The 23164-nt window shown below is 45.2% G+C and carries 20 protein-coding genes; 12 read left to right on the plus strand and 8 right to left on the minus strand.

Features of this window, described 5'->3' with window-relative positions:
- Positions 1-4 precede the first annotated feature (4 nt).
- Positions 5-2536: a DNA gyrase subunit A gene (gene gyrA / locus VC82_RS12185; RefSeq protein WP_045802608.1), complete on the minus strand. Its 2532-nt coding sequence runs from the start codon at positions 2534-2536 to the stop codon at positions 5-7.
- 258 nt (positions 2537-2794) lie between these two features.
- On the opposite strand from gyrA, the gene VC82_RS12190 reads away from it, so the two are divergent.
- Together VC82_RS12190 and VC82_RS12195 are read left to right on the plus strand one after the other, a co-directional pair.
- Positions 2795-5347: an ATP-dependent Clp protease ATP-binding subunit gene (locus VC82_RS12190; protein WP_045802609.1), complete on the plus strand. Its 2553-nt coding sequence runs from the start codon at positions 2795-2797 to the stop codon at positions 5345-5347.
- Positions 5348-5543: 196 nt separating this feature from the next.
- Positions 5544-5957: a hypothetical protein gene (locus VC82_RS12195; protein ID WP_045803430.1), complete on the plus strand. Its 414-nt coding sequence runs from the start codon at positions 5544-5546 to the stop codon at positions 5955-5957.
- A gap of 4 nt (positions 5958-5961) precedes the next feature.
- On the opposite strand, the gene VC82_RS12200 is transcribed toward VC82_RS12195, so the two are convergent.
- Positions 5962-7500, minus strand: a complete 1539-nt coding sequence (locus VC82_RS12200) for a bifunctional ADP-dependent NAD(P)H-hydrate dehydratase/NAD(P)H-hydrate epimerase (RefSeq protein WP_045802610.1) — start codon at positions 7498-7500, stop codon at positions 5962-5964.
- Positions 7501-7755: 255 nt separating this feature from the next.
- On the opposite strand from VC82_RS12200, the gene thrA reads away from it, so the two are divergent.
- The 10 genes from thrA to VC82_RS12250 all read left to right on the plus strand — a co-directional run bounded on the left by thrA (position 7756) and on the right by VC82_RS12250 (position 17870).
- Entirely contained in the window at positions 7756-10200 is a 2445-nt protein-coding gene (gene thrA, locus VC82_RS12205; RefSeq protein WP_045802611.1) for a bifunctional aspartate kinase/homoserine dehydrogenase I, read from the plus strand.
- 126 nt (positions 10201-10326) lie between these two features.
- The gene (locus VC82_RS12210) at positions 10327-11259 is read left to right on the plus strand and encodes a homoserine kinase (protein WP_045802612.1); all 933 of its coding nucleotides are present in this window, start codon (positions 10327-10329) and stop codon (positions 11257-11259) included.
- Between the two features lie 2 nt (positions 11260-11261).
- The gene (gene thrC, locus VC82_RS12215) at positions 11262-12554 is read left to right on the plus strand and encodes a threonine synthase (RefSeq protein ID WP_045802613.1); all 1293 of its coding nucleotides are present in this window, start codon (positions 11262-11264) and stop codon (positions 12552-12554) included.
- 95 nt (positions 12555-12649) lie between these two features.
- On the plus strand, positions 12650-13735 hold the full coding sequence (gene gcvT, locus VC82_RS12220; protein ID WP_045802614.1) for a glycine cleavage system aminomethyltransferase GcvT: 1086 nt from the start codon (positions 12650-12652) through the stop codon (positions 13733-13735).
- A gap of 6 nt (positions 13736-13741) precedes the next feature.
- A complete protein-coding gene (locus VC82_RS12225) occupies positions 13742-14593 on the plus strand; it encodes a sugar nucleotide-binding protein (RefSeq protein WP_045802615.1) in 852 nt (283 codons plus the stop codon).
- A gap of 69 nt (positions 14594-14662) precedes the next feature.
- Complete coding sequence (locus VC82_RS12230) at positions 14663-15376, plus strand: flavodoxin family protein (protein WP_045802616.1); 714 nt, start codon at positions 14663-14665, stop codon at positions 15374-15376.
- Between the two features lie 9 nt (positions 15377-15385).
- A complete protein-coding gene (locus tag VC82_RS12235) occupies positions 15386-15670 on the plus strand; it encodes a 4a-hydroxytetrahydrobiopterin dehydratase (protein ID WP_045802617.1) in 285 nt (94 codons plus the stop codon).
- 57 nt (positions 15671-15727) lie between these two features.
- Complete coding sequence (locus VC82_RS12240) at positions 15728-16438, plus strand: YebC/PmpR family DNA-binding transcriptional regulator (protein ID WP_045802618.1); 711 nt, start codon at positions 15728-15730, stop codon at positions 16436-16438.
- A 2-nt stretch (positions 16439-16440) separates the two neighbouring features.
- Positions 16441-17157 carry a carboxylesterase family protein gene (locus VC82_RS12245; RefSeq protein WP_045802619.1) on the plus strand — a complete coding sequence of 239 codons (717 nt, stop codon included), beginning with the start codon at positions 16441-16443 and terminating at the stop codon, positions 17155-17157.
- A complete protein-coding gene (locus VC82_RS12250; protein ID WP_045802620.1) occupies positions 17157-17870 on the plus strand; it encodes a M15 family metallopeptidase in 714 nt (237 codons plus the stop codon). Before VC82_RS12245 ends, VC82_RS12250 begins: the two co-directional genes overlap by 1 nt.
- Here the strand turns inward: VC82_RS12250 and VC82_RS12255 are convergent.
- The 6 genes from VC82_RS12255 to tsaD all read right to left on the minus strand — a co-directional run bounded on the left by VC82_RS12255 (position 17867) and on the right by tsaD (position 23085).
- Positions 17867-19045 (minus strand): THUMP-like domain-containing protein, encoded by a 1179-nt coding sequence (locus VC82_RS12255; RefSeq protein WP_045802621.1) that lies wholly within the window; start codon positions 19043-19045, stop codon positions 17867-17869. The genes VC82_RS12250 and VC82_RS12255 overlap by 4 nt on opposite strands.
- Positions 19046-19052: 7 nt before the next feature.
- Positions 19053-20165: an AI-2E family transporter gene (locus VC82_RS12260; RefSeq protein WP_045802622.1), complete on the minus strand. Its 1113-nt coding sequence runs from the start codon at positions 20163-20165 to the stop codon at positions 19053-19055.
- Positions 20162-20812 (minus strand): DUF4159 domain-containing protein, encoded by a 651-nt coding sequence (locus tag VC82_RS12265; RefSeq protein WP_045803431.1) that lies wholly within the window; start codon positions 20810-20812, stop codon positions 20162-20164. The genes VC82_RS12260 and VC82_RS12265 overlap by 4 nt, the downstream gene beginning before the upstream one ends.
- A gap of 66 nt (positions 20813-20878) precedes the next feature.
- Positions 20879-21583 (minus strand): 16S rRNA (uracil(1498)-N(3))-methyltransferase, encoded by a 705-nt coding sequence (locus VC82_RS12270; protein WP_045802623.1) that lies wholly within the window; start codon positions 21581-21583, stop codon positions 20879-20881.
- Positions 21584-21586: 3 nt separating this feature from the next.
- On the minus strand, positions 21587-21919 hold the full coding sequence (locus VC82_RS12275) for a TfoX/Sxy family protein (RefSeq protein WP_045802624.1): 333 nt from the start codon (positions 21917-21919) through the stop codon (positions 21587-21589).
- A gap of 137 nt (positions 21920-22056) precedes the next feature.
- Entirely contained in the window at positions 22057-23085 is a 1029-nt protein-coding gene (gene tsaD / locus VC82_RS12280; RefSeq protein ID WP_045802625.1) for a tRNA (adenosine(37)-N6)-threonylcarbamoyltransferase complex transferase subunit TsaD, read from the minus strand.
- Positions 23086-23164: the final 79 nt, after the last annotated feature.

The raw sequence follows: 23164 nt of genomic DNA on the forward strand, positions 1-23164 counted from the left end.
TCGATTATTTTTCTGATTCGCCCTTATCAGTATCAAGAGCCGTGCCATCTTCGCTTTGCACTTCTATATTGCGCAATTCGCTATCGTCAACCGCATCTTCATCTTTCATGACTTTTGCTACTGCGGCAATGGAATCTTTATCTTTTAGATTGATCAATTTAACGCCTTGCGTGGCGCGGCCCATTACCCTCAAGTCTTCGACACTCATACGAATGGCGATTCCAGATTTATTGATGATCATCAGATCATCAGAGTCGCTTACATTTTTAATGGCGACCAAGTTTCCGGTCTTTTCAGTGATGGATATGGTCTTCACGCCTTTGCCGCCCCTATTGGTAATGCGGTAATCGTCAATGTTCGAGCGTTTTCCATATCCGTTTTCAGAGACCACAAGAATATCGTCTTCGAAGTTGTTGACCGAGACCATGCCGATTACCTCGTCATCTTCATTGGCCAAGGTAATGCCCCGTACACCGGCTGCGTTTCTTCCCATCGGCCTTGTCTTGCTTTCTTCGAAACGTATGGCCTTGCCTGATTTCAGACCTAGGAGTATTTGGCTGGTTCCTGTTGTCAATTTGGCCTCTAGCAGTTCATCGTCTTCACGAATATTGATGGCGATGATGCCGTTTTGTCTTGGACGTGAATATTGCTCCAATGAGGTTTTCTTAACGGTACCCTTTTTGGTGGCCATGATAACGCAGTGCGAGTTCACGTAATCTTCGTCTTTCAGGTCACGGGTACAGATAAAGGCCTTGACCTTGTCATCTTGCTCGATGTTTATAAGGTTTTGGATGGCCCTTCCTTTAGATGTTCTGCTGCCCTCTGGAATTTCATAGACACGCATCCAGAAACACTTGCCCTTTTGTGTAAAAAAGAGCATGTACTGGTGATTGGTGCTGACGAAAAGATGCTCTAAAAAGTCTTCGTTTCGTGTTGAGGAAGCTTTTTGGCCCACCCCGCCACGGTTTTGTGTCTTGTATTCAGACAAGGGTGTTCTTTTGATATACCCTGCGTGCGATATGGTGATCACGACCTGCTCATCGGGAATCATATCTTCGATGCTCAAATCGCCACCTGCATAATTAATTTCTGAGCGGCGTGGGTCACCATACTTGTCCTTGACCTCGCGAAGTTCGTCTTTGATGATTTCCATTCGACGCTCTTTCTTCGCTAGAATGTCTTTTAAATCTTCTATGGTCTTTATAAGGTCATCGTATTCTTCGCGAAGTTTGTCTTGCTCAAGACCGGTCAATTGTCGCAAGCGCATTTCTACGATGGCCTTGGCCTGGACCTCGGTCAGCTTGAATCGTTCTATCAGATTGTTTCTGGCGTCCTCAACATTTGACGAAGCCTTTATGATTTCGATTACCTCGTCGATATTATCTGAGGCAATGATCAAGCCTTCTAGAATATGGGCGCGGTCTTCTGCTTTCTTAAGCTCGAATTTGGTTCGCCTGACCACCACTTGGTGACGGTGCTCTACAAAATGGTGGATGATTTCCTTTAGGTTCAGCAATTGTGGCCTACCGTTCACCAGCGCAATGTTGTTTACGCTAAATGACGATTGTAGGGCCGTATACTTGAACAAGGTGTTCAAAACAATGTTGGGTATGGCATCTCGCTTCAATACGTAGACAATGCGCATACCTTTTCTGTCAGACTCATCCCTGATGGTTGAAATACCATCGATTTTTTTATCGTTGACAAGGTCGGCCGTTTTCTTGATCATCTCGGCCTTGTTGACTTGATAAGGTATTTCGGTGACTATGATGCACTCCCTTCCCTGAATTTCTTCAAACGTGGCCTTGGCCCTCATTACAACCTTGCCGCGGCCGGTATGGAATGCCTCTTTGACCCCATCGTAGCCATAGATGATGCCCCCGGTCGGAAAATCAGGGGCCTTGATGTGCTGTATGAGTTCATCTATCTCAATATCGTTATTGTCGATATAGGCAATGGTACCATCGACCACCTCTGAAAGGTTGTGCGGGGGCATATTGGTGGCCATGCCTACGGCAATACCGGAAGCCCCGTTTACCAATAGGTTGGGTATTTTGGTGGGCAGTACCGTTGGCTCTTCGAGCGAATCGTCAAAGTTGAGTTGGTGATCGACCGTATCTTTGTCAATGTCTGCCAACATTTCATCGGCAATCTTTCGCATGCGGGCCTCGGTATATCGCATTGCGGCAGGACTATCGCCATCGATAGACCCAAAGTTACCTTGACCGTCGATGAGCATATAGCGTAGGCTCCATTCTTGGGCCATACGAACCATTGTGTCGTATACCGAGGTATCGCCATGTGGGTGGTACTTACCTAAGACCTCACCGACTATACGGGCCGATTTTTTATGGGAACTGCTTGAACGCACACCCAATTCGTGCATACCGTATAGTACCCTTCGGTGTACGGGTTTCAGTCCATCCCTGACATCTGGCAGGGCACGTGACACAATGACCGACATCGAATAGTCGATGTAGGCAGATTTCATCTCATCCTCAATGTTGATGGGTATCAATTTTTCTCCTTCAGCCATGTTTAAAATCCTATTGTTTTATGGGGTTAAAACATCGGGGCAATATACGCAAATTCGCCCCTTTAACAGAATTCGAAAAACACTTTATTCAAAATTTTATCAACACTTTTTTGAAAGTTTTTTGGCAACTTAACTTCGTTAAAAAATCATAAAAAGTTCCTTTTTTTCGTGATTTCGCCCAAGTTTGTCGAATAAGGGTACAGTATTTGTCTGACGTATGGTAAGTTTTATTAATTTTAATTGCTGAAAAGAAAATTTATGGATGACAATTTCTCACCAAGGGTAAAAGACGTTATTGCTTACAGCAAGGAAGAGGCGCTGAGGCTCGGCCACGACTTCATTGGAACCGAGCATTTGATGTTGGGCCTTCTGCGCGATGGAAATGGCAAGGCAATCAATATACTTGACGCTCTTGATGTGGATCTGGACCACCTTAGAAGAAAGGTGGAAATATTGAGTCCGGCGAATCCAAGTGCCGGTACCACACAAAAAGACAAAAAGAACCTTCATTTGACCAGGCAGGCTGAAAGGGCGTTGAAGACGACCTTTCTTGAGGCCAAGCTTTTTCAGAGTTCTTCCATCAATACAGCACATTTACTGCTTTGCATACTTCGCAACGAGAACGATCCGACCACAAAACTCTTGCATAAATTAAAGGTCGATTATGACAATGTCAAAGAGCAGTTCAAATCGATGATTACCAGCGAAGACGACTACGCAGATTCGCCCAAATCAGAATCCTTCCCAAGTGATCCTGATGATACGGGCGATTCTAGGGATGCTGGTTTTGGTGCGGGCAGTGCCCAAAAGGGAAACAAAAAATCAAAAACGCCGGTCCTCGACAATTTTGGCCGTGATTTGACCCAATTGGCCGAGGAGAACAAATTGGACCCAGTTGTTGGACGAGAGAAAGAGATTGAACGGGTTTCACAGATTCTGAGCCGAAGAAAGAAAAACAACCCTTTGTTGATTGGTGAGCCCGGCGTAGGCAAGAGTGCCATTGCCGAGGGGCTCGCGCTACGTATCATAAACAAAAAGGTATCCCGAATACTATACAACAAACGGGTGGTTACGTTGGATTTGGCCTCGTTGGTAGCGGGCACAAAGTACCGGGGCCAGTTCGAAGAGCGCATGAAAGCGGTCATGAACGAATTGGAGAAGAACGATGACATTATTTTGTTCATCGATGAGATACATACCATTGTTGGTGCCGGTGGTGCCACAGGAAGCCTTGATGCATCCAATATGTTCAAACCTGCATTGGCCCGGGGCGAGATCCAATGTATCGGTGCCACCACCCTTGACGAATATCGACAGTATATAGAAAAGGATGGGGCCCTGGAGCGTCGTTTCCAAAAGGTTATGGTCGAACCCACCACGGTCGAAGAGACCATAGAGATATTGATGAACATCAAGGGCAAATACGAAGACCATCATAATGTCAACTATACCGATGAGGCCATTGTGGCCTGTGTGAAGTTGACCAATCGTTATATGACCGATCGGTTTTTGCCAGACAAGGCCATCGATGCCCTTGACGAAGCTGGCTCACGGGTGCACATCGTCAACATGGATGTGCCCAAGCAGATTCTTGAGCTTGAGCAGAAGCTCGAGGAAGTCAGGGAGTTGAAGAACAGCGTGGTCAAGAAACAGAAATATGAGGAGGCCGCAAAGCTGAGGGATGACGAGAAGCGCTTGGAGAAAGATCTGGCCTTGGCACAAGAACGATGGGAGGAAGAAAGCAAATTACACCGTGAGACCGTAGATGAAGAAAATGTGGCCGATGTCGTATCGATGATGAGCGGCGTGCCCGTCAACAGAATTGCACAGACCGAAAGCAATAAGTTGGCCGAGTTGCCCGAATTGATAAAGGGCCATGTTATCGGCCAAGACGAGGCTGTCATTAAAGTAGCGAGGGCCATTCAACGAAACAGGGCCGGCCTTAAAGATCCCAACAAGCCTATCGGTTCCTTTATTTTCTTGGGCCAGACAGGTGTTGGTAAGACGCAGTTGGCCAAGATTTTGGCGAAAGAGCTTTTTGATTCAGAAGATGCGCTCATCCGTATCGATATGAGCGAGTACATGGAGAAATTTGCCATCTCGCGATTGGTCGGAGCGCCTCCGGGGTATGTGGGCTATGAAGAAGGTGGCCAGTTGACCGAGAAGGTGCGTAGAAAACCATATTCGGTAATATTGTTGGATGAGGTAGAGAAAGCCCACCCTGATGTGTTCAACATGCTCTTGCAGGTATTTGACGACGGTTACCTTACCGATAGTTTGGGTCGCAAGATCGATTTTAGAAACACAATAATTATCATGACCTCGAACATCGGGGCCAGACAATTAAAAGATTTCGGACAGGGAGTTGGTTTCGGTACTGCTGCCAAAAAAGCACAGGCCGATAGCCACCAAAAGAGCGTGATCGAGAATGCTTTGAAAAAAGCTTTTGCGCCAGAGTTCTTGAACCGAATAGATGATGTGATCGTGTTCAACCCATTGGAACGGGAAGACATACACAAAATCATCGATATCGAACTCAACAAGCTCTATAAACGGATCAAGGATATCGGCTATGATCTAAACTTGACCGAAAAGGCCAAAGATTATATCGCCGATAAGGGCTTCGACAAGCAGTACGGTGCGCGACCCCTAAAAAGGGCCATTCAAAAGTACATCGAAGATGCCCTGGCAGAAGAAATTGTAAATTCGAACCTACAAGAGGGCGATAGTATCTTTATGGATCTTGACGAAAAGAAAGACGAATTGACCATTAAGATAAAAAAGGCCAAGAAGTCTTCTAAAACAGAGTAAATAACAACAGTATAACGCCATGTAAAGCCCCAATTTTTTGGGGCTTTTTGTTTTCTTTTCTATGTCATTTGTAAGAATAATTGATGGTTTCTGTGTTTTCGGGGTAGCATATACGATTTTTTGGTTGTTGGTCTAAAATTTTTCGCCACCCACGGGCGCTCTCCTACATTCGCAAAGACACTATTAGCGTATGGGAATGAATGTGGGGTATAACAAGAAAACGATCATTGTAAAAGAATATCAGCTCGATATTGGAACCGTTCAGGTTTTTGATGATTACATAGTATCTACCTTTGATGATGGGGCCACCCTGACTTTGGAGCGGGCTTACCAAATAATTGGAATTTCAGAGATTCATTTTAGGGGCAGACCATTCGGTTATATTAGCTTGCGAAAAAACTCATATGCCCTAGACCCAATTATCTACACCTATTTGAGGGGTCTTGAAAACCTAAAGGCCTTTGCCATCGTTTCAAAAAAGGAAATAGACATGCACAACTTCAAGATAGAGAAGTTGTTTTACAAAAGACCTATGGAATTCTTCATTGAGTTTGAGAATGCCGTGGCTTGGGTCAAAAAGCGTGTCAAATCAAAAAAATCGAAGAAATAAAACCTTAGTCCCCAGATGGGGCCTCTTCTTCTTGTTTTGTGCTGAACAAAGCCATAAATGCATTGCCTATATTGTTTATGATACTTGAGGCGGTAACGGCTTCATACCCTTTTTGAGAGGCTTCGATGTCTCCAGCTAGCCCATGTATGAATACGCCAAAGATAGCCGCATGAAGCGCAGGATATCCCTGTGATAAGAGTCCTGTGAGCGTACCGGTCAAAACATCGCCACTGCCCGCGGTGGCTATACCGGGGTTGCCCGTGGAATTTATGTAGCCCTTGCCATTATAGATTACGATGGTATGTGCCCCTTTGACCACAACGATACAATCATGCTCTTTTGAAAAGGCCATGGTTTTCTTCAATTTGTCAAAATCATCCTTCCATGTGCCCAAAAGACGTTTTAACTCTCCTTCGTGGGGCGTCAAAATTGTTTGTGGGGGAAGTTTTTTCAACAGTCCCGGCTGTTTGGCCAAAATATTGATGCCATCGGCATCTATTACCAGTGGGGTCTTGTTTTTCTCTAAAAATTCAGAAATGGCATGTACGGTGCCGGTTTCGGTACCCAAACCCATTCCCAGGCCAATGACGGTAGGCTCAAACGGAATTTTTATTTTTTTTACATGGTCGTCTCCGTCATCGGTAACAACCATTGCTTCCGGAACGGCGGTTTGAAGCACTCCATAACCGCATTCTGGTATATATGCTGTTACAAGTCCGCTGCCGATGTTCAGACTGGCTTTGGTGGAAAGCACCACTGCCCCGATCTTGCCATAACTGCCCCCCATGATGACCGAGTGCCCAAAACTTCCTTTATGTGCAAATTTCTCTCGTGGAATATAGAGTGGTACTATATCAGACTTTGTAATAAACTGGTAGTCCGTTTCAGTTTCCTCAAGATATTGGGGATCCAGGCCGATATCGACAATTTCCCATTGGTTCACAAAAATACCCGTTTGTGGCAGAAAGAAAGACAGCTTGGGCGCCTGTATGGTGAGCACGTAGTTCGATTCGACCACCGCTTCAAGGTTTTCGGGCACCCTGTCTGAATAAAGTCCCGAAGGCACATCAACAGAAAGAGTAAAAGCCCCTGAGGAATTAATGTGTTTGATCAGATGGGCCACCCAACCCTCGGGCTCTCTGTTAAGCCCAATGCCGAAAATGGCATCGATGACAATATCGCTTTCGTGTATTTTGGGCAAAGTACTTTTTTCGCTGAGGAAATCTGGCCATATTTTTCGGTCTTTCAGACGTTCAAGATTGATCAGAAAATCTTTGGAACGCTTTTCACTATAGTTGACCACATGCACATGAACATTGTAGCCATGTTCGTGTAAGTGTCTGGCCAAGGCAATGCCGTCGCCACCATTGTTGCCGATACCGCAGAATAGGTGAATCTTGACCGATGTGCCCCGTAGGCGTTCGTGCAGCCATTGGAACAAGCCGGTAGCGGCACGCTCCATAAGGGCTTCGCTCGATATTTGCTGATTTTTGATTGTCAATTTATCAGCTTTATAGATTTGTGCTGCGCTAAAAATTTTCATTTATCAAATTAAAGGTGGCCTAAGTGCCGAATTCGTAAAAATACTTTGCATGGTTTGCCAAGGAGGTCAAAAATACTACATTTGGTACTTCAACGTAACCATGAACAGACTCTTCTCATATACAGGCCTATATTCAAAACAGGTGGTTGCCACGACCACCAAAGTCTTCTTTACTACCCCCTTGGGGTAGTCGTTTTATAGTTTTTCGTCCAAGATAAGCCTGTAGCGTATAATTTCCGTTCTAAAAAACACATCATGAAAGTATTGAAATTTGGGGGCACTTCAGTTGCCAACGCAGCCAACATACAACGTGTAAAATCGATTGTCGAAAACACCAAGTCAGATAGGGTGTTTGTGGTGGTGTCGGCATTGGGTGGTATCACAGATCTTTTAATGGAAGCCTTGAATCGGGCTTCAAAGAATGACAAAGGCTATGCCCAGGTATTGGAAGCCATAGAGAAAAGGCACCTTGAAACGGTCAAGGCGCTTTTTCCACCGCAGGCCCAAAGCGCTATTTTGGGTAAGGTAAAGACTGATTTAAATGCTCTTGAATCGATGGTAGAGGGTGCTTTGATGATAGGTGAGATTACCCCTGGTCTATCTGATAAAGTGGTGTCACATGGCGAGTTGTTGTCGTCTTTCATTATTGCTGAGTTTCTGAAAAAGGATGGTCTGGATGCTATTTTCAAAGATAGCCGCGAGCTTATCGTCACCGACGAAACACATGGCAGGGCCACTGTTTACTTTAATGAGACCCAAAAGAACTGCAAAGATTTTTTTAATGGCACATCACAAAAAATTGTGGTACTGCCGGGTTTTATTGCCGCCTCAAAGTCTGGAAAGATAACCACGTTGGGCCGAGGGGGTTCAGACTATACCGCGGCGATTTTGGCCGGGGCATTGGATGCAGAAGTGCTTGAGATTTGGACAGATGTCAGCGGTATGTTCACGGCTAATCCGAAACTGGTAAAGCAGGCCAAGTGCATCGAACATATTTCCTTTGAAGAAGCCATGGAACTTTCCCATTTTGGTGCCAAGGTACTCTATGCCCCGACCATACAGCCAGTGCTCGCGAAGGCAATTCCCATACACATAAAAAACACGTTTGCCCCAGAAGATACAGGTACCTTGATTTCAAAAAACCAAAACAGCGGTGGTAAAACCGTAAAGGGCATAAGCCATGTCGGTAATATCACATTGTTGTCTCTTGAGGGTCCGGGCATGGTGGGCATTCCGGGTATTTCCAAACGCTTTTTTGAAACCTTGTTTCTTGAGAACATCAGTGTGGTATTGATTACCCAAGCATCGTCTGAACATTCGATTTGTGTGGGCATTTCAGATATTGATGCCGAAAAGGCAGAAAAGGCAGTGAACGATGCATTTGAACTTGAAATTAGCGCCAAACGCATAAAACCTGCCATTGTTGAGAGCGATTTGGCCATCATCGCCTTGGTGGGCGATAACATGAAAAACCATCAAGGCCTGAGTGGAAAAATGTTCAGCGCCCTAGGCAAGAACAATGTGAATATTCGGGCCATTGCACAGGGGGCCTCAGAGCGAAATATCTCGGCCGTTATTGGTAAGGAAGATGTAAAAAAGGCACTCAACACACTTCACGAAGCGTTTTTTGAAGAGCAGGTCAAACAACTGAATCTGTTTATCATCGGGGTGGGAAATGTGGGTTCGCGCTTATTGCAACAGTTGCAGCAACAGAAAAAGTACCTTAAAAAGGAGTTGAAGTTGAACGTTCGTGTCATTGGCCTGTCCAATTCGAGCAAAATGGTCTTTGATGAGGACGGACTCGATCTAAGGCAATGGACCGAATTGCTAGATCATGGGCAACACGCCGACCCCAATCTTTTTTTCAAGGCCATTAAAAAGCTGAACTATCGCAACAGTATTTTAGTGGACAATACCGCTAGTGAAAGTGTGGCCAACAGTTATGGTGACTTTCTCAAAGAGAGTATTTCAGTGGTGACCTGCAACAAAATTGCTTGTTCATCAGACTACGCCCACTACAGTAAATTGAAGCAATTGTCGAAAGAATACAATGCACCCTTTTTGTTCGAGACCAATGTAGGTGCCGGCCTGCCTATCATAGATACCTTAAAGCATTTGATTGCTTCTGGTGACAAGGTACACAAGATCCAAGCGGTTCTTTCGGGCAGTCTAAACTTTGTGTTCAACAACTTCAGCAGTGATGTAACTTTCCATGATATTGTAAAAAAGGCGCAGGAAGGTGGATACACCGAGCCGGACCCAAAAATTGATTTAAGCGGAATCGATGTGATGCGAAAGATTCTGATTTTGGCCAGAGAAAGTGGGTATCAATTGGACATCGATGATATAGAGAACGAATCTTTTTTGCCTGAGGAAAGTCTTCGGACAAGTTCAAATGACGAATTTTTTGCCTCCTTGAAAAGGTACGAGTCACATTTTCAAAACATCTATCAACAGGCAACCTCGAAAAAATGCAGATTGAAATATGTGGCCCAATTTGAAGATGGCAAGGCCAGGGTCGGATTGCAGCACATTCCCGAAGGGCACGATTTCTATAATTTGGAGGGAAGTGACAACATCGTATTGTTCTATACCGATAGATATATCGACCAACCATTGATCATCAAAGGGGCAGGGGCAGGGGCTGATGTTACCGCTTCGGGTATTTTTGCCGATATTGTAAGGATAGGAAATTTCTAAAGATGTTTATCTGTTTAAGAGTTTATAAGTTAAAAGTGGCAATAACCCCTTTGAAGCCTGACCTGAACGCAGGCGAAGCGGGAGAGTAGTAAGGGGTATGTCTTACTTTGCAATTCACCTATAAAAATGAGTAAAGACGAAATCAAAATATTTTGTCCGGCAACCATCGCCAACGTCTCTTGCGGATTTGATGTGCTCGGTCTCGCTTTGGATGGAGTGGGTGACGAGATGGTTGTGCGAAAAACGGACCAAAGAGGTGTGTCAATCAAAAAGATTACTGGGCAAGACCTGCCCCTTGATCCCCAAAAAAATGTTGCGGGTGCTGCGGTACTCGCATTGCTCGATGCATATGATGGCGATGCAGGTTTCGAAATAGAAATCGATAAACGCATAAAACCGGGAAGTGGTATCGGCAGCAGTGCGGCCAGTGCGGCCGGGGCCGTTTGGGCCGTGAACCAATTATTGGGTAACCCGTTTACAAAACTTCAATTGGTGGCATTTGCCATGCAAGGTGAAAAAGTGGCCAGTGGGGTGGCCCATGCCGATAATGTGGCCCCGGCAATCTACGGCGGCTTTACCTTGGTTAGAAGTTACCACCCGTTGGATGTGGTGGCACTTCCGTCTCCCAAAGAATTGTATGCAATCGTGATCCATCCGCAGATAGAAATCAAGACGGCCGATTCACGAAAGGTTATCAAGGCCAACATATCCCTTGAAAAGGGCATCAAGCAATGGGGCAATTTGGCAGGTCTGGTAGCAGGGCTCTTCACAGAAGATTATGATTTAATCGGACGTTCTTTGGAAGACCATATCATAGAACCCATCAGGTCGATTTTGATTCCTGGGTTTGATGACATCAAGGCAGCTTCTATGGCTGCAGGGGCATTGGGATGCGGTATATCAGGGTCGGGCCCCTCTATTTTTGCCTTGAGCAAAAGGAGCGACAAAGCCCAAAACGTCGCAGCCGCTATGAAGGACACCTATCAAAAATTGAATGTTGATTTTGATGTACATGTTTCTAAAATTAATATAGAAGGCATCAAGGTTATCAAAAAATAGACATGCGATATTTCAGTCTAAACAACAAAAATCATACGGTAAGTTTCAAAGAGGCCGTGATAAAGGGTATAGCACCTGACAAAGGGCTGTATTTTCCAGCCCTTATTGAACCGCTGCCCGCTTCGTTTTTCAAGGGGATAGAAGGTCTTTCGAACCATGAAGTCGCCTTTCGTGCCATTGAACAATTTGTGGGTGAGGACATATCGGAACAGACACTTCAAGAGATAATCACCTCGACCTTGGATTTTGAATTCCCTTTGGCAGCTATAGCAGAGAATGTTGCAGCATTGGAACTTTTTCATGGCCCCACCATGGCCTTTAAAGATGTTGGTGCGCGATTTATGGCCAACTGTCTGGGGCACTTTTCAGAGCGCTCCAATAATGAAGTAACGGTTTTGGTGGCTACCTCGGGCGATACGGGCGGTGCCGTGGCCAATGGTTTTTTAGGGGTCGAAGGGGTTAAAGTGGTGATTCTTTACCCAAGTGGCAAGGTCAGCGACATTCAAGAACGCCAACTGACCACTTTGGGGCAAAACATTACGGCCATGGAGGTTTCAGGTACCTTTGATGATTGCCAGCGCATGGTAAAAGATGCCTTTTTGGATGAGGACATCACCAAAAGCACAAAGCTAACCTCGGCCAACAGCATCAACATAGCCCGTTGGCTGCCCCAAATGTTCTATTATTTATTTGCGTACCGGGATTCAAAAAAGTGGGGAAAGGATATTGTGTTTTCGGTGCCCAGTGGAAATTTTGGAAACATCTGTGCGGGCATGATGGCCCGGCACCTGGGCATGCTGGTCAAGCATTTTGTGGCCGCGACCAATGTCAACGATGTAGTGCCAAATTACATGAAGAATGCCAAATATGAGCCCAAGCCTTCGTTGGCGACTATTTCAAATGCGATGGATGTGGGCGACCCCAGTAACTTTGTTCGGATCCAGGAGTTGTTCGAAAATGACTTTGAGAGGCTGAAGCAAAATCTTTTTTCCTTTTCATTTACAGACAAAGAAACCAAGGACGCCATGTTAAAGGTGCACAAAAGCACAGGATATGTTATGGACCCACACGGAGCGGTGGGTTATTTGGGATTGAGAAAATATCAAGAAAAACATCCCAATGCCTACGGAATTTTCTTGGAAACGGCCCACCCCATCAAGTTTTTGGACGTGGTAAAGGATACCCTCAACGTTTCGCTGGGGCTTCCATCGCAAATTGAAAGGGTGATGGACAGAAAGAAGCATTCTATCCCAATAAGCAACTACGAAGAGTTGAAAGATTTTTTGGTGCCATAGGGTTTCGAATCTATCTGTAAAAATCTTCTAAAACGTTGTGGCCAATTCTTTCATACAACAATATTTCAATACATTTGCGCAGCTAATCAAAGTACATGAAAACGACTGCACTGAATGGGACACACAAGGCACTTGGGGCCAAAATGGTTGAATTTGCCGGTTATGAAATGCCAGTTTCTTACGAAGGGGTAAAGGCAGAGCACGATACGGTTCGAAAGGCCGTGGGGGTGTTCGATGTCTCGCATATGGGCGAGTTCTGGATCGAAGGCCCAAAGGCACTCGATTTGATCCAAAAGGTTACCTCCAACGATGCCTCGAAATTGACCATAGGCAAGGCGCAGTACAGCTGTCTACCGAATGAGGTGGGCGGTATTGTTGACGACCTGATCGTTTACAGGGTCAAAGAAGAGACGTATCTCTTGGTTGTCAATGCCTCGAACATTGAAAAGGATTGGAATCACATATCAAAATACAATAAGGATATAGGTGCAGAGATGCGCAACATCTCTGACGGATACTCACTTTTGGCCATTCAAGGCCCAAAAGCGGTGGAGGCCATGCAGTCGTTGTCATCCATCGACCTGTCGGATATCAAATTTTACAATTTTGTAGTAGGTGATTTTGCCGGTATTGAACACGTGATAATTTCCGCAACCGGCTACACCGGTTCAGGCGGATTTGAAATTTATTGCAAAAATCCAGAGGTCAAACAAGTTTGGGACAAGGTACTGGAAGCCGGTGCCGATTTTGGAATCAAACCCATTGGGTTGGCAGCCCGAGACACCTTGCGACTTGAAATGGGTTATTGCCTCTATGGAAACGATATCGACGACACAACGTCGCCATTGGAGGCCGGTTTGGGATGGATCACCAAGTTCACCAAAGATTTTGTGAATTCAGAAGCCTTGGCCAAACAAAAGGAAGCGGGCGTTAGCCGAAAACTTGTGGGGTTCGAAATGAAAGAAAAGGCCATTCCCAGACATGGGTATGATATTACCGATGCCCAAGGCAACAAAATAGGTAGGGTGACTTCGGGCACCATGTCGCCCTCATTGGAAAAGGGTATCGGGCTCGGGTATGTGCCTACAGCTTATTCCAAAGAAGGTGAAGAAATATTCGTGACCATTCGAAAAAAGTCGGTCCCTGCCGTTATTGTCAGACCTCCATTTTATAAAGGGTAACATTGAATGCCTGAAAAGAAGAAACGATTGGAGCGGGAGAAAGGCAAGAAAATACTGATTTTTGGGGGCAGCGGTTTTATTGGGCATGCCCTTTATAAAGAACTGTGCAATTACTTCGACACTTACGGCACATACTTTTCTAATAGGGCCTTTACTGAAAACCAGCAATTTTTCAGATATGACATGGCCGAGGATGACGTGTTCCGGATTCTACAAAAGGTAAGGCCACAATACATTATATCGGCTCTTAGGGGCGACTTTGCCGCACAGATTCAGGCACACCAACATTTGGTTGAATATGTGTCGAAATACCGATGTAAACTATATTTTTTGTCTTCTGCCAATGTGTTTGATGGCTACAGTAAATATCCATCTTACGAACATGACAAGACACTCTCTGAAAGTATTTACGGAAAACTCAAGATACGGATCGAGAATATGTTGTTGCGTTTGCCAGAACATAAGATGGCCATTTTGAGACTTCCCATGGTTTTTGGCAATACATCACCGCGCATCAAACAAATAAAAGATGCCGTTGAGAGCAATGAACCCGTTGAAGTGTTTCCCAACCTTATCTTGAATGTTACCAACGATGACCGGTTGGCCCAACAGGTACACTACATGGTCAATCGTAATAAAAGTGGCATTTTTCATTTGGGCAGTACAGATTTGATCCATCACGAAGAATTCGTAAAAGAGGTCATAAAACGTATGGGAAACTATCACCCTTTACTAAAAAGGGTTTTCACCACCAACGAAGACCGCTATATGGCGGTGCTGCCCAAGCACAATAAACTGCCGAAAAACCTTCAGTTCAATTGTCAAGAAATCATTGACCACCATTGGGCATTTGATTGACGGGGCACGGTTTCTTCCACATCTGTACTGTTCTATTTTTCTGTACCTTTATGAAAATACCTTGCCAACATGGGCAACAAGCCAGATTTTAGGGATCTATCGGCAGTTTACGTGAACTGTACGTTAAAAAAGTCGCCTCGAAAAAGCCATACCCAAGGCCTTATGGATGTCTCTATGGGAATAATGGAAAAAGAAGGTGTTTCGGTGAAGCATATCAGGGCCGTAGATCATGATATTGCTTTTGGGGTTTATCCAGACATGACCGAGCACGGTATCGAAAAGGATGAGTGGCCCATGTTGTTCGACACTATATTTGCAGCAGATATTTTGGTGTTGGGAACCCCCATTTGGTTGGGCGAGCGCTCATCTGTCTGTACACAAGTAATTGAAAGACTCTATGCCATGTCGGGCAAGCAGAACGAGAAAGGGCAGTATCTTTTTTATGGCAAGGTGGGCGGCACCGTTATAACAGGCAATGAAGACGGGGTAAAACACTGTGCCATGGGCATTTTGTATGCGCTGCAACACTTTGGCTACTCAATTCCACCACAAGCCGATTGTGGTTGGTTGGGTGAAATAGGCCCGGGACCCAGTTATTTGGATGAAGCGGCTGAGGCACATAAAAATGATTTTACCAATCGAAACACCACTTTTATGACTTACAATCTGATGCACTTGGCCAAATTATTGAAAGAGAACAACGGCTATCCCTCCTACGGAAACTCACGTGGCGATTGGGATACCGGTTCTCGGTGGGCATTTGAAAACCCTGAATATCGATAAACAAGAACCATGGAAAAACTTACCGATAGCCAAATTGAAGAAAAATTGGCAAGCCTTGAAGGATGGGCCTATGGGGATGGATACATCCAAAAATCCTATCAATTCAAAGATTTTAAAGAAGCGTTTTCAATAATGGTGCGCATTGCCTTTGAATGTGAGGCAATGAACCATCACCCTGACTGGTCGAACGTGTACAATTCTTTGACCATACAATTGAACACCCACGATGCCAATGGGGTAACCGGGAAAGATTTTGAACTTGCCCACGCCATTGAGGATATCGTGAATGCCTGAGCAATTAAGTTTTCCGCTTTTGTTAAATTTGCGGCCGTTACATGACGTCAAATAACCATGGGAAGAGCATTTGAATTTAGAAAAGCACGAAAATTGAAACGGTGGGCGGCCATGTCAAAGGCCTTTACCCGTATTGGCAAAGACATTGTGATGGCAGTTAAGGAAGGAGGCCCCGATCCAGACACCAATGCAAGACTTCGGGCCGTTATACAGAATGCCAAGGCAGTCAATATGCCCAAAGACAATATTGAACGGGCTATCAAGCGGGCATCAGACAAGACCCAGGGCGATTATAAAGAGGTATTGTTCGAGGGCTACGGTCCGCATGGTATCGCGATTCTGATAGAGACGGCCACCGATAACAATACGCGAACTGTGGCCAACATACGAAGCTATTTTAATAAGTATGGAGGCCATTTGGGCACCTCCGGTTCTGTGGAGTTTATGTTTGACCATACCTGTAACTTTCGCATCAATGCCGAAGGTATAGACCCCGAGGAACTGGAACTGGACATGATTGATTTTGGTGCCGAGGAAGTCTTTATTGATGATGATGGCATTTTGATCTATGCCCCATTTGAGTGCTTTGGGGCCATTCAAAAAGAGTTGGAATCACGGGGCATTGAAATACTTTCCTCAGGCTTTGAGCGCATCCCCCAGGTTACTAAAGAACTTACCCCCGAACAGGTGGAAGATGTTGAAAAGCTCCTTGAAAAGATAGAGGAAGACGATGATGTACAGAACGTGTACCACATGATGAAAGAGTAAATATGTTAAAAAATATCGGTGTTATCGGGTTATGGGCTATAGTTTTCTTGAACTGTACCACCCATGCCCAGCTCATTGAAGACCAGCAACAGGTTTCCGTCACTGAGAATCTTCGCTATTACCTATATTTTCCCGAGCCTTATGAGGCCGAGCCAGAAAAAGAATTCGGACTTTTGTTATTTCTACATGGTGGAGGTGAGTCTGGTGCCAACCTTGATGAGATAAAAAAGAACGGTCCGCCCAAACTGTTGGCCGAGGGCAAACAATTTCCGTTTTTGGTGTTGGCTCCGCAAAATCCGCATAAGAAAAAGTTTTGGAACATACAGGCCGTCAACCAGTTGCTTGATTCGGTGGTGTCACGTTATAGAATCGACCCCCAACGAATATACCTGAGCGGGCTCAGCCGTGGCGGCAGTGCGGCCTGGGATATGGCGGTGCAGTATCCAAACAAATTTGCGGCCCTGGCCGTAGTCTGCGGTATGGCGCCCGTACCCTATGCGCATTGGCTCGATAAGAACATGCCGATTTGGGTGTTCCATGGTGCGGATGACCCCATTATTTCTGTGTCAGAATCAGATGCCATGGTGGCCAAACTCAAAGAAATGGGATATGATGTGCAATACAACAGATATGAAGGGGTGGGCCACGATTCGTGGACGAAAGCCTTTACCACTGAGGCACTTTACAGCTGGTTGAACGAACAAAAACGAGCGGATTGATGTTTAGATTTTCTCTCTTTGTCATGTTGGTGCTTCTCTCTTCTTGTAGGCAGCAGGTTGAAAAGAAACCGACCGAAACAAGACCGCCCGAGGTGGCAGAAAAAGATACAAAAGGCTCTGTTGGTCAAGAAGTCCAAAAGTTAAAATCCTTTGAAGGGCTGGCCGATACCACTTTTGTGCGGCTGGCAGATTTTAGCGATGATTTTGTATATGATATACGCTATGCCACAGAAAACAATTTTTTAAAGGCTAAGGTCTATGACTGTGCCGAGTGCTATACCCGTGTTAAAACGGCCAAAGCATTGATCAAGGCAAACAAAGAGTTTATATCAAAAGGCTACAGAATCAAGTTTTTCGACTGTTACCGCCCCAATTCGGTGCAGTACAAGATGTGGCAACTGGTTCCGAATCCGCAGTATGTGGCCAATCCTGTAAAGGGATCCATTCATAACAAAGGCGGGGCGGTCGATATCACGTTGGTCGATATGCAAGGCAATGAGCTTGATATGGGCACCGATTTTGACTTCTTCGGAAAAAAGGCGCACCACGAATTCACCGAATTGCCCGATGAAGTTTTGCAGAACCGTAAATTGTTGAAAGAAACCATGGAAAAACACGGATTTTGGGCCATACGAACCGAATGGTGGCACTATAACCTTTCGGCAGGAAGCAATGACAAGGTAGCGAACTTCAAATGGCCCTGCCCTAACTAGATTTTAGTGCACTTCAGTACAATTAATTTTCCATGCATATTAGTTGTAAAAAACAAGAAGGTATCGCCCCCACCCTTGATTTTGTGCTTTTTTCGAATTGTCGCCACGGCTTCCGGGAAATTTCGCACCGTAACATTGGCCTTTTCACCCTCCAATTCTTTTAAGGTCTTTTTCCCGTAGGGAATAACGGATTGTATGGCAAAACATCTTCCGGGGAAATCAATCAACCTATTTGATGTATATAAATGCGAGTGTTCATGAAGCTTTTGAATGCCAAAACGATCTGCGATCAATTTAAAGGCCCCTGCCTTTAAAATAGCAGCATTGGGCTCGTATAGAAATTTAGATGGCGGGCCAATATTGACCTTCACATTCCTTTCTTCGGAAGGGAAAAAGGAAAAATGCTGGACACTGTCGCCCATAAGGTTTGCAGTGATTATTTGTGGTTCCTTTCGATATCCCTTTTTCAACACCCATAGCAGTTCCTTTACTTCGTTTTTTAAGGCCACCACATATATTTTGGCCACATGCTTCAATTCTTTGGTTCCCTGTGAAATATCGAGCAGGGGAGAGGTCTTGAGCAAAACATTTGCTGTCTTTTCGAGTATGGTATCAAGATTTCCGACGATGTCGGGCTCACAGTCCTTCAAAAGAAACACGCGACCTTTTTTGTCGTCCCTTCTAGATGGATCGGCATATACCCAATCGGCCTTGCCATTGCACTCTTTTAAAAATTCCATTCCGTCTTTAGTGTGGAAGGAAACATTTTCAATCCCGAAAAGCGAAAAATTGTGAGCCACGATTTCACTTAGTTCGGCATCGATTTCACAATGGTCTACCCGCGCTATTTTATTGGAAAAAAAATAGGTGTCCACACCGAAGCCACCGGTAAGGTCGACCAGCGATTTTCCACTTACCAGCGCTGCTTTATAGGCAGCCGTGATCTCTGAGGAAGTTTGTTCGAGATTCCGTTTTTTCGGATAGTAAATACCCATTGTATTGAACCAAGTGGGGAGCTTGTCCTTGCTCTTTTTCTTACCTTCGAGCTGCTGAACGAGCTCTTGTTGCAAAATATCCTCAAAAACGGGCTTTTTAAGCAAAACTGACATGATGTCAGCATTCCATTCTTTATCTATAAAGGTCTGTACGCCAGTTTTTAATATATTTTTATTCAAATCGATGCTATAAGTTTTTGGTAAACTTCCTCACGAAACTGTTTTCGGCCAAAAACTCCTTCAAAATGACCTTTATGGCGGTGTATCCTGGTACGGCAACGATCATTCCCACAATACCGAAGAGCAGGCCGGCGATGATGATGATCAAAAAGATTTCAAGCGGATGGGAGCGAACACTATTTGAAAAAATAAACGGTTGCGAAAAGAAGTTGTCCACCAGTTGTCCGATGACCAATCCTATTAAAGCATAACCCGCTTTTGGTAAGATGACGCTCTTGAAATCCATACCCAAATTACTGGTCATGGTAAGGGTGAGCATGATCACCCCACCGATGATGGGCCCCACATATGGGATGATGTTGAAAAGGGCGCACAGAAATGCGATGACGATGGCATTTTCGATACCGACAATGAGCAGGGTTACCGTATAGATCACAAAGAGAATGAACAACTGTAGCAATATGCCCCCGAAATAGCGCGACAGCAGTCCGTTGATCTTGTCGATTGATTTTGTCAAGTTGCTCTCTTTGTTGTCGGGCACAAAGGTGAGTAGACCGTTTTGCATCAGTTTACTGTCTTTCAAAAAGAAAAACGAAATGAAGAGTACCGAAAAAAGGCCGATGCTCAAGGTGCTGAGCACGTTCATAAACGAATTCAAAAAGTCGGGTATAAACCCTAGGTTCAGTCCTTCAAGAATGTTTTTTTCAATATCGGATTCTTCGATCATTTCATTTACATTGGCCGCGCTGGTGCCAAAGTAGTCCGTAATCTGCAGGTACAGGGTGTTCACATCGGCTTTCAGGGCCTCGAGGTCGAGCAGTGAAAGGTTTCTGCTCTGTTCGTTGATCAGGGGAACAAATAGGGCTATAATGCCCACAAAGATTCCGAGAAAGAAGACTATGGTGGCAATCACGGCAATCGTATTCGGAAACTTCAGCCGTTGCCTAAGGAATATGACGATTGGCCGGCCCAACAGTGCCACTACTGCGGCAATGGCCAAATACGCCAAGACCGAACGGATTTTATAAAGAAACAAAAGGGCCAAGTAGATGGCGGCCAAAATGGCGACCGCCTTTACGATGCCGTTGGCAATGGTATTCGAAGAGGGTTTCACATTCATGATGAAAAGACATATTCTATAATGTTCGCTCCCATTTGAAGGGCCTTGGTGCGCACTTCTTCAGGGTCGTTGTGTACTGCAGGGTCTTCCCAGCCGTCGCCCAGATCACTTTCGTATGTGTAGAGCAGTAACAAGCGGCCTTCATGAAAAATGCCAAAGGCTTGGGGCCGCTTGGCATCGTGTTCATGGATCTTGGGCAGCCCATCTACAAATTGAAAGGTTTGGTCAAAGATCGGGTGGTCTGCACCCAATTCTTCCAGTTCCTTATCTGGAAACACTTTTTTGATTTCCCTTCTGAAGTAGGGGTCCATGCCATAACTGTCATCTACATGCAGGAACCCTCCCGAAAGTAGATAGGTGCGTAGGTTTTTGGCCTCTTCGGTTGAGAAAAATACATTGCCGTGCCCCGTCATGTGCAAAAATGGAAACTGGAAAATATTGACACTGCCCACCTTGACCGTTTCAATTTTGGGGTCGATATCTGTATTGATATTGGAATTGCAGAACGAAATCAAGTTTGGCAATGCGGTCGGATTTGAATACCAATCGCCACCGCCGCCATATTTAAGGATACCGATTTGTTGCGAATGCCCAATGGCCGTTGCCAAAAACAAAAGAACCAAAAGGTGTAGGGAAAGCTGCCGCATTTGCATTTGATTGAATACTTTCAAATTTACGGTATTTTTTGGTTTGCCCTGTTCAGAACAGGGCCCTCAATGGTTTATCATGGCCACTATGGTACAGGCCACCAAGGCCGCTGTTTCGGTCCTGAGACGATTGGGACCCAACGACACGGGAACAAAGCCATTTTTTACGGCCAACGAAATCTCTTCTTCAGAAAAATCGCCTTCTGGCCCTATCAATATTATGACATCTTTGTCGGGCGCAACGCTGCGCTTTAGCTCCATCTTGTCGCCTTCGGCGCAATGTGCGATGAATTTGAGTCCTTGATGGTCCTGCTCAACAAAGGTCTTGAAATCAACCAGTGGGTTCAATTTGGGCAAGAAAGTCTGAAGCGACTGTTTCATGGCCGATTGTATCACTTTTTGGTAGCGTTCGTGTTTGATGACCTTTCTTTCGGAATGGTCGCATCGAATGGGCGAAAATTCGTTTACCCCGATCTCGGTGGCTTTCTCCAAGAACCACTCATATCGGTCGTTCATCTTGGTGGGTGCCACGGCCATGTGAAGGCTGTGCAACCTGGGGATTGTTTTTTTTACCCTTACGATCTGTGCCCTGCATTTTTTGGGGTCGGCGGCCAAAATCTCAGCCTCGAACAAATATCCTTTTCCGTTCGTGATGGTAAGTAGGTCGCCTGCTCTTTTTCGTAAAACCTTCACAATATGTTTGCTCTCTTCAGATGAAAAGTTGAACTGTTTAGAGCTGTTGTCGAGGTCGGCATTGTAGAATAGCTGCATGGTTCAGTTTTTTAACTTGCTTTTGGCATGTTCGAGGCCTAGTTCGATATAGTAATGTAGTACCTGCTCTGTGGTGCATCCTTCTGGCGACACAAATACAAACTCTTTCATCGGACGCTTGGTAAAGTCCATGGGCCTTACATGTGGTTTTTGCAGTGCAGCTGGCATTTTTGCCTCTACAACACGAACCATCAGGTCATCTTTTACGATACCCACCGTCATTTTTCCTTTATAGAGATAGGCAATGCCGCCAAACATCTTTTTTTCCTCGAATTTTTCAGGAAAGCTTTTTAGGGCGGCACTGATGCGTCTGGCAAATTCTTGGTTGTAGCGCATGGTTCTAGTTGTCGTATCGGTTCACTGTTCTGTACTGTGCCACCCATTGAAATAGTTGTTGTACAACATTTCTCTGAGTAATAAGAATTTCTTAGGGGCAGGCTGCCCAAAATGAAAATCAGGTGCATATGTATGCATCAGCCATCAATGGCATACCGGGCTTTGGCGGCAATGGCCTGATTGCTGAAATCACCCTCAATATATTTTAAATAACCCACAATGCCAATCATCGCGGCATTATCGGTGCAATACTCGAATTTGGGGATAAAGGTTTTCCACCCTAGGTTTTCCTCCGCTTCTTTTAGGCGGGCCCTGATGCCTGAATTGGCCGCCACCCCGCCTCCGATGGCAATTTGTATGATGCCCGTTTGTTTTACGGCCATCGCGAGTTTTTCCATTAGAATCTCTAAAATGGTGTGCTGTATAGACGCACAGATGTCATAAAGGTTCTCTTTAATAAAACTGTCGTTTTTTTGGGTTTCCCGCTGCACAAAATATAGAATGCTGGTTTTTAAACCACTGAAGCTGAAATTGAGTCCGTCCACCTTTGGCTTCGGAAAATCGAATGCATTGGGATTCCCTTGTTGGGCATATTTATCGATCAATGGCCCGCCAGGATAGGGCAGCCCCAATAGCTTGGCACTTTTGTCAAAGGCCTCGCCGACGGCATCGTCAAGCGTTTCACCTAAAATTTCCAAATCGAAATACCCCTTCACCAAGACAATCTGTGTGTGCCCTCCACTAATGGTCATGGCCAAAAAGGGAAAGTTTGGTCGGGCACTGTTTTCGTCCGCTATAAAGTGTGCCAAAATATGTGCCTGCATATGGTTGACCTCGATCAAGGGTATGTTTAGTCCGAGGGCCATTGACTTGGCAAACGAAGTACCCACCAAAAGAGAACCGAGCAGGCCGGGCCCACGTGTAAAGGCTATGGCCGAAAGCTGTTTTTTGTCGATATTTGCCATGGCCAGTGCCTGGTGCACTACGGGAACGATGTTTTGTTGGTGTGCCCTTGATGCCAATTCAGGCACCACCCCCCCGTATTGCTCATGTATTTCTTGTGAGGCCACCACATTGCTCAGCACTTTGTCATTGAACAAAATAGCGGCTGAAGTGTCATCACAGGACGATTCAATGGCCAAGATGTATTTTTTTTCGGCAATCATTGGTATTTGGAACAAAAATTGGTCGTACAAAGATAAAAACAATGCCCTATCAAAAAGCTTCGTAAAATACTTGTCAGAA

Origin of the sequence: Flagellimonas lutaonensis (assembly GCF_000963865.1) — a bacterium.
GTDB lineage: Bacteria > Bacteroidota > Bacteroidia > Flavobacteriales > Flavobacteriaceae > Flagellimonas_A > Flagellimonas_A lutaonensis.

What these genes read in the sequence shown, in the direction of transcription:
- gyrA (WP_045802608.1), bottom strand. Translation starts at nt 2,536, where the DNA reads ATGGCTGAAGGAGAAAAATTGATACCCATCAACATTGAGGATGAGATG.
- VC82_RS12190 (WP_045802609.1), top strand. Translation starts at nt 2,795, where the DNA reads ATGGATGACAATTTCTCACCAAGGGTAAAAGACGTTATTGCTTACAGC.
- VC82_RS12195 (WP_045803430.1), top strand. Translation starts at nt 5,544, where the DNA reads ATGAATGTGGGGTATAACAAGAAAACGATCATTGTAAAAGAATATCAG.
- VC82_RS12200 (WP_045802610.1), bottom strand. Translation starts at nt 7,500, where the DNA reads ATGAAAATTTTTAGCGCAGCACAAATCTATAAAGCTGATAAATTGACA.
- thrA (WP_045802611.1), top strand. Translation starts at nt 7,756, where the DNA reads ATGAAAGTATTGAAATTTGGGGGCACTTCAGTTGCCAACGCAGCCAAC.
- VC82_RS12210 (WP_045802612.1), top strand. Translation starts at nt 10,327, where the DNA reads ATGAGTAAAGACGAAATCAAAATATTTTGTCCGGCAACCATCGCCAAC.
- thrC (WP_045802613.1), top strand. Translation starts at nt 11,262, where the DNA reads ATGCGATATTTCAGTCTAAACAACAAAAATCATACGGTAAGTTTCAAA.
- gcvT (WP_045802614.1), top strand. Translation starts at nt 12,650, where the DNA reads ATGAAAACGACTGCACTGAATGGGACACACAAGGCACTTGGGGCCAAA.
- VC82_RS12225 (WP_045802615.1), top strand. Translation starts at nt 13,742, where the DNA reads ATGCCTGAAAAGAAGAAACGATTGGAGCGGGAGAAAGGCAAGAAAATA.
- VC82_RS12230 (WP_045802616.1), top strand. Translation starts at nt 14,663, where the DNA reads ATGGGCAACAAGCCAGATTTTAGGGATCTATCGGCAGTTTACGTGAAC.
- VC82_RS12235 (WP_045802617.1), top strand. Translation starts at nt 15,386, where the DNA reads ATGGAAAAACTTACCGATAGCCAAATTGAAGAAAAATTGGCAAGCCTT.
- VC82_RS12240 (WP_045802618.1), top strand. Translation starts at nt 15,728, where the DNA reads ATGGGAAGAGCATTTGAATTTAGAAAAGCACGAAAATTGAAACGGTGG.
- VC82_RS12245 (WP_045802619.1), top strand. Translation starts at nt 16,441, where the DNA reads ATGTTAAAAAATATCGGTGTTATCGGGTTATGGGCTATAGTTTTCTTG.
- VC82_RS12250 (WP_045802620.1), top strand. Translation starts at nt 17,157, where the DNA reads ATGTTTAGATTTTCTCTCTTTGTCATGTTGGTGCTTCTCTCTTCTTGT.
- VC82_RS12260 (WP_045802622.1), bottom strand. Translation starts at nt 20,165, where the DNA reads ATGAATGTGAAACCCTCTTCGAATACCATTGCCAACGGCATCGTAAAG.
- VC82_RS12265 (WP_045803431.1), bottom strand. Translation starts at nt 20,812, where the DNA reads ATGCGGCAGCTTTCCCTACACCTTTTGGTTCTTTTGTTTTTGGCAACG.
- VC82_RS12270 (WP_045802623.1), bottom strand. Translation starts at nt 21,583, where the DNA reads ATGCAGCTATTCTACAATGCCGACCTCGACAACAGCTCTAAACAGTTC.
- VC82_RS12275 (WP_045802624.1), bottom strand. Translation starts at nt 21,919, where the DNA reads ATGCGCTACAACCAAGAATTTGCCAGACGCATCAGTGCCGCCCTAAAA.
- tsaD (WP_045802625.1), bottom strand. Translation starts at nt 23,085, where the DNA reads ATGATTGCCGAAAAAAAATACATCTTGGCCATTGAATCGTCCTGTGAT.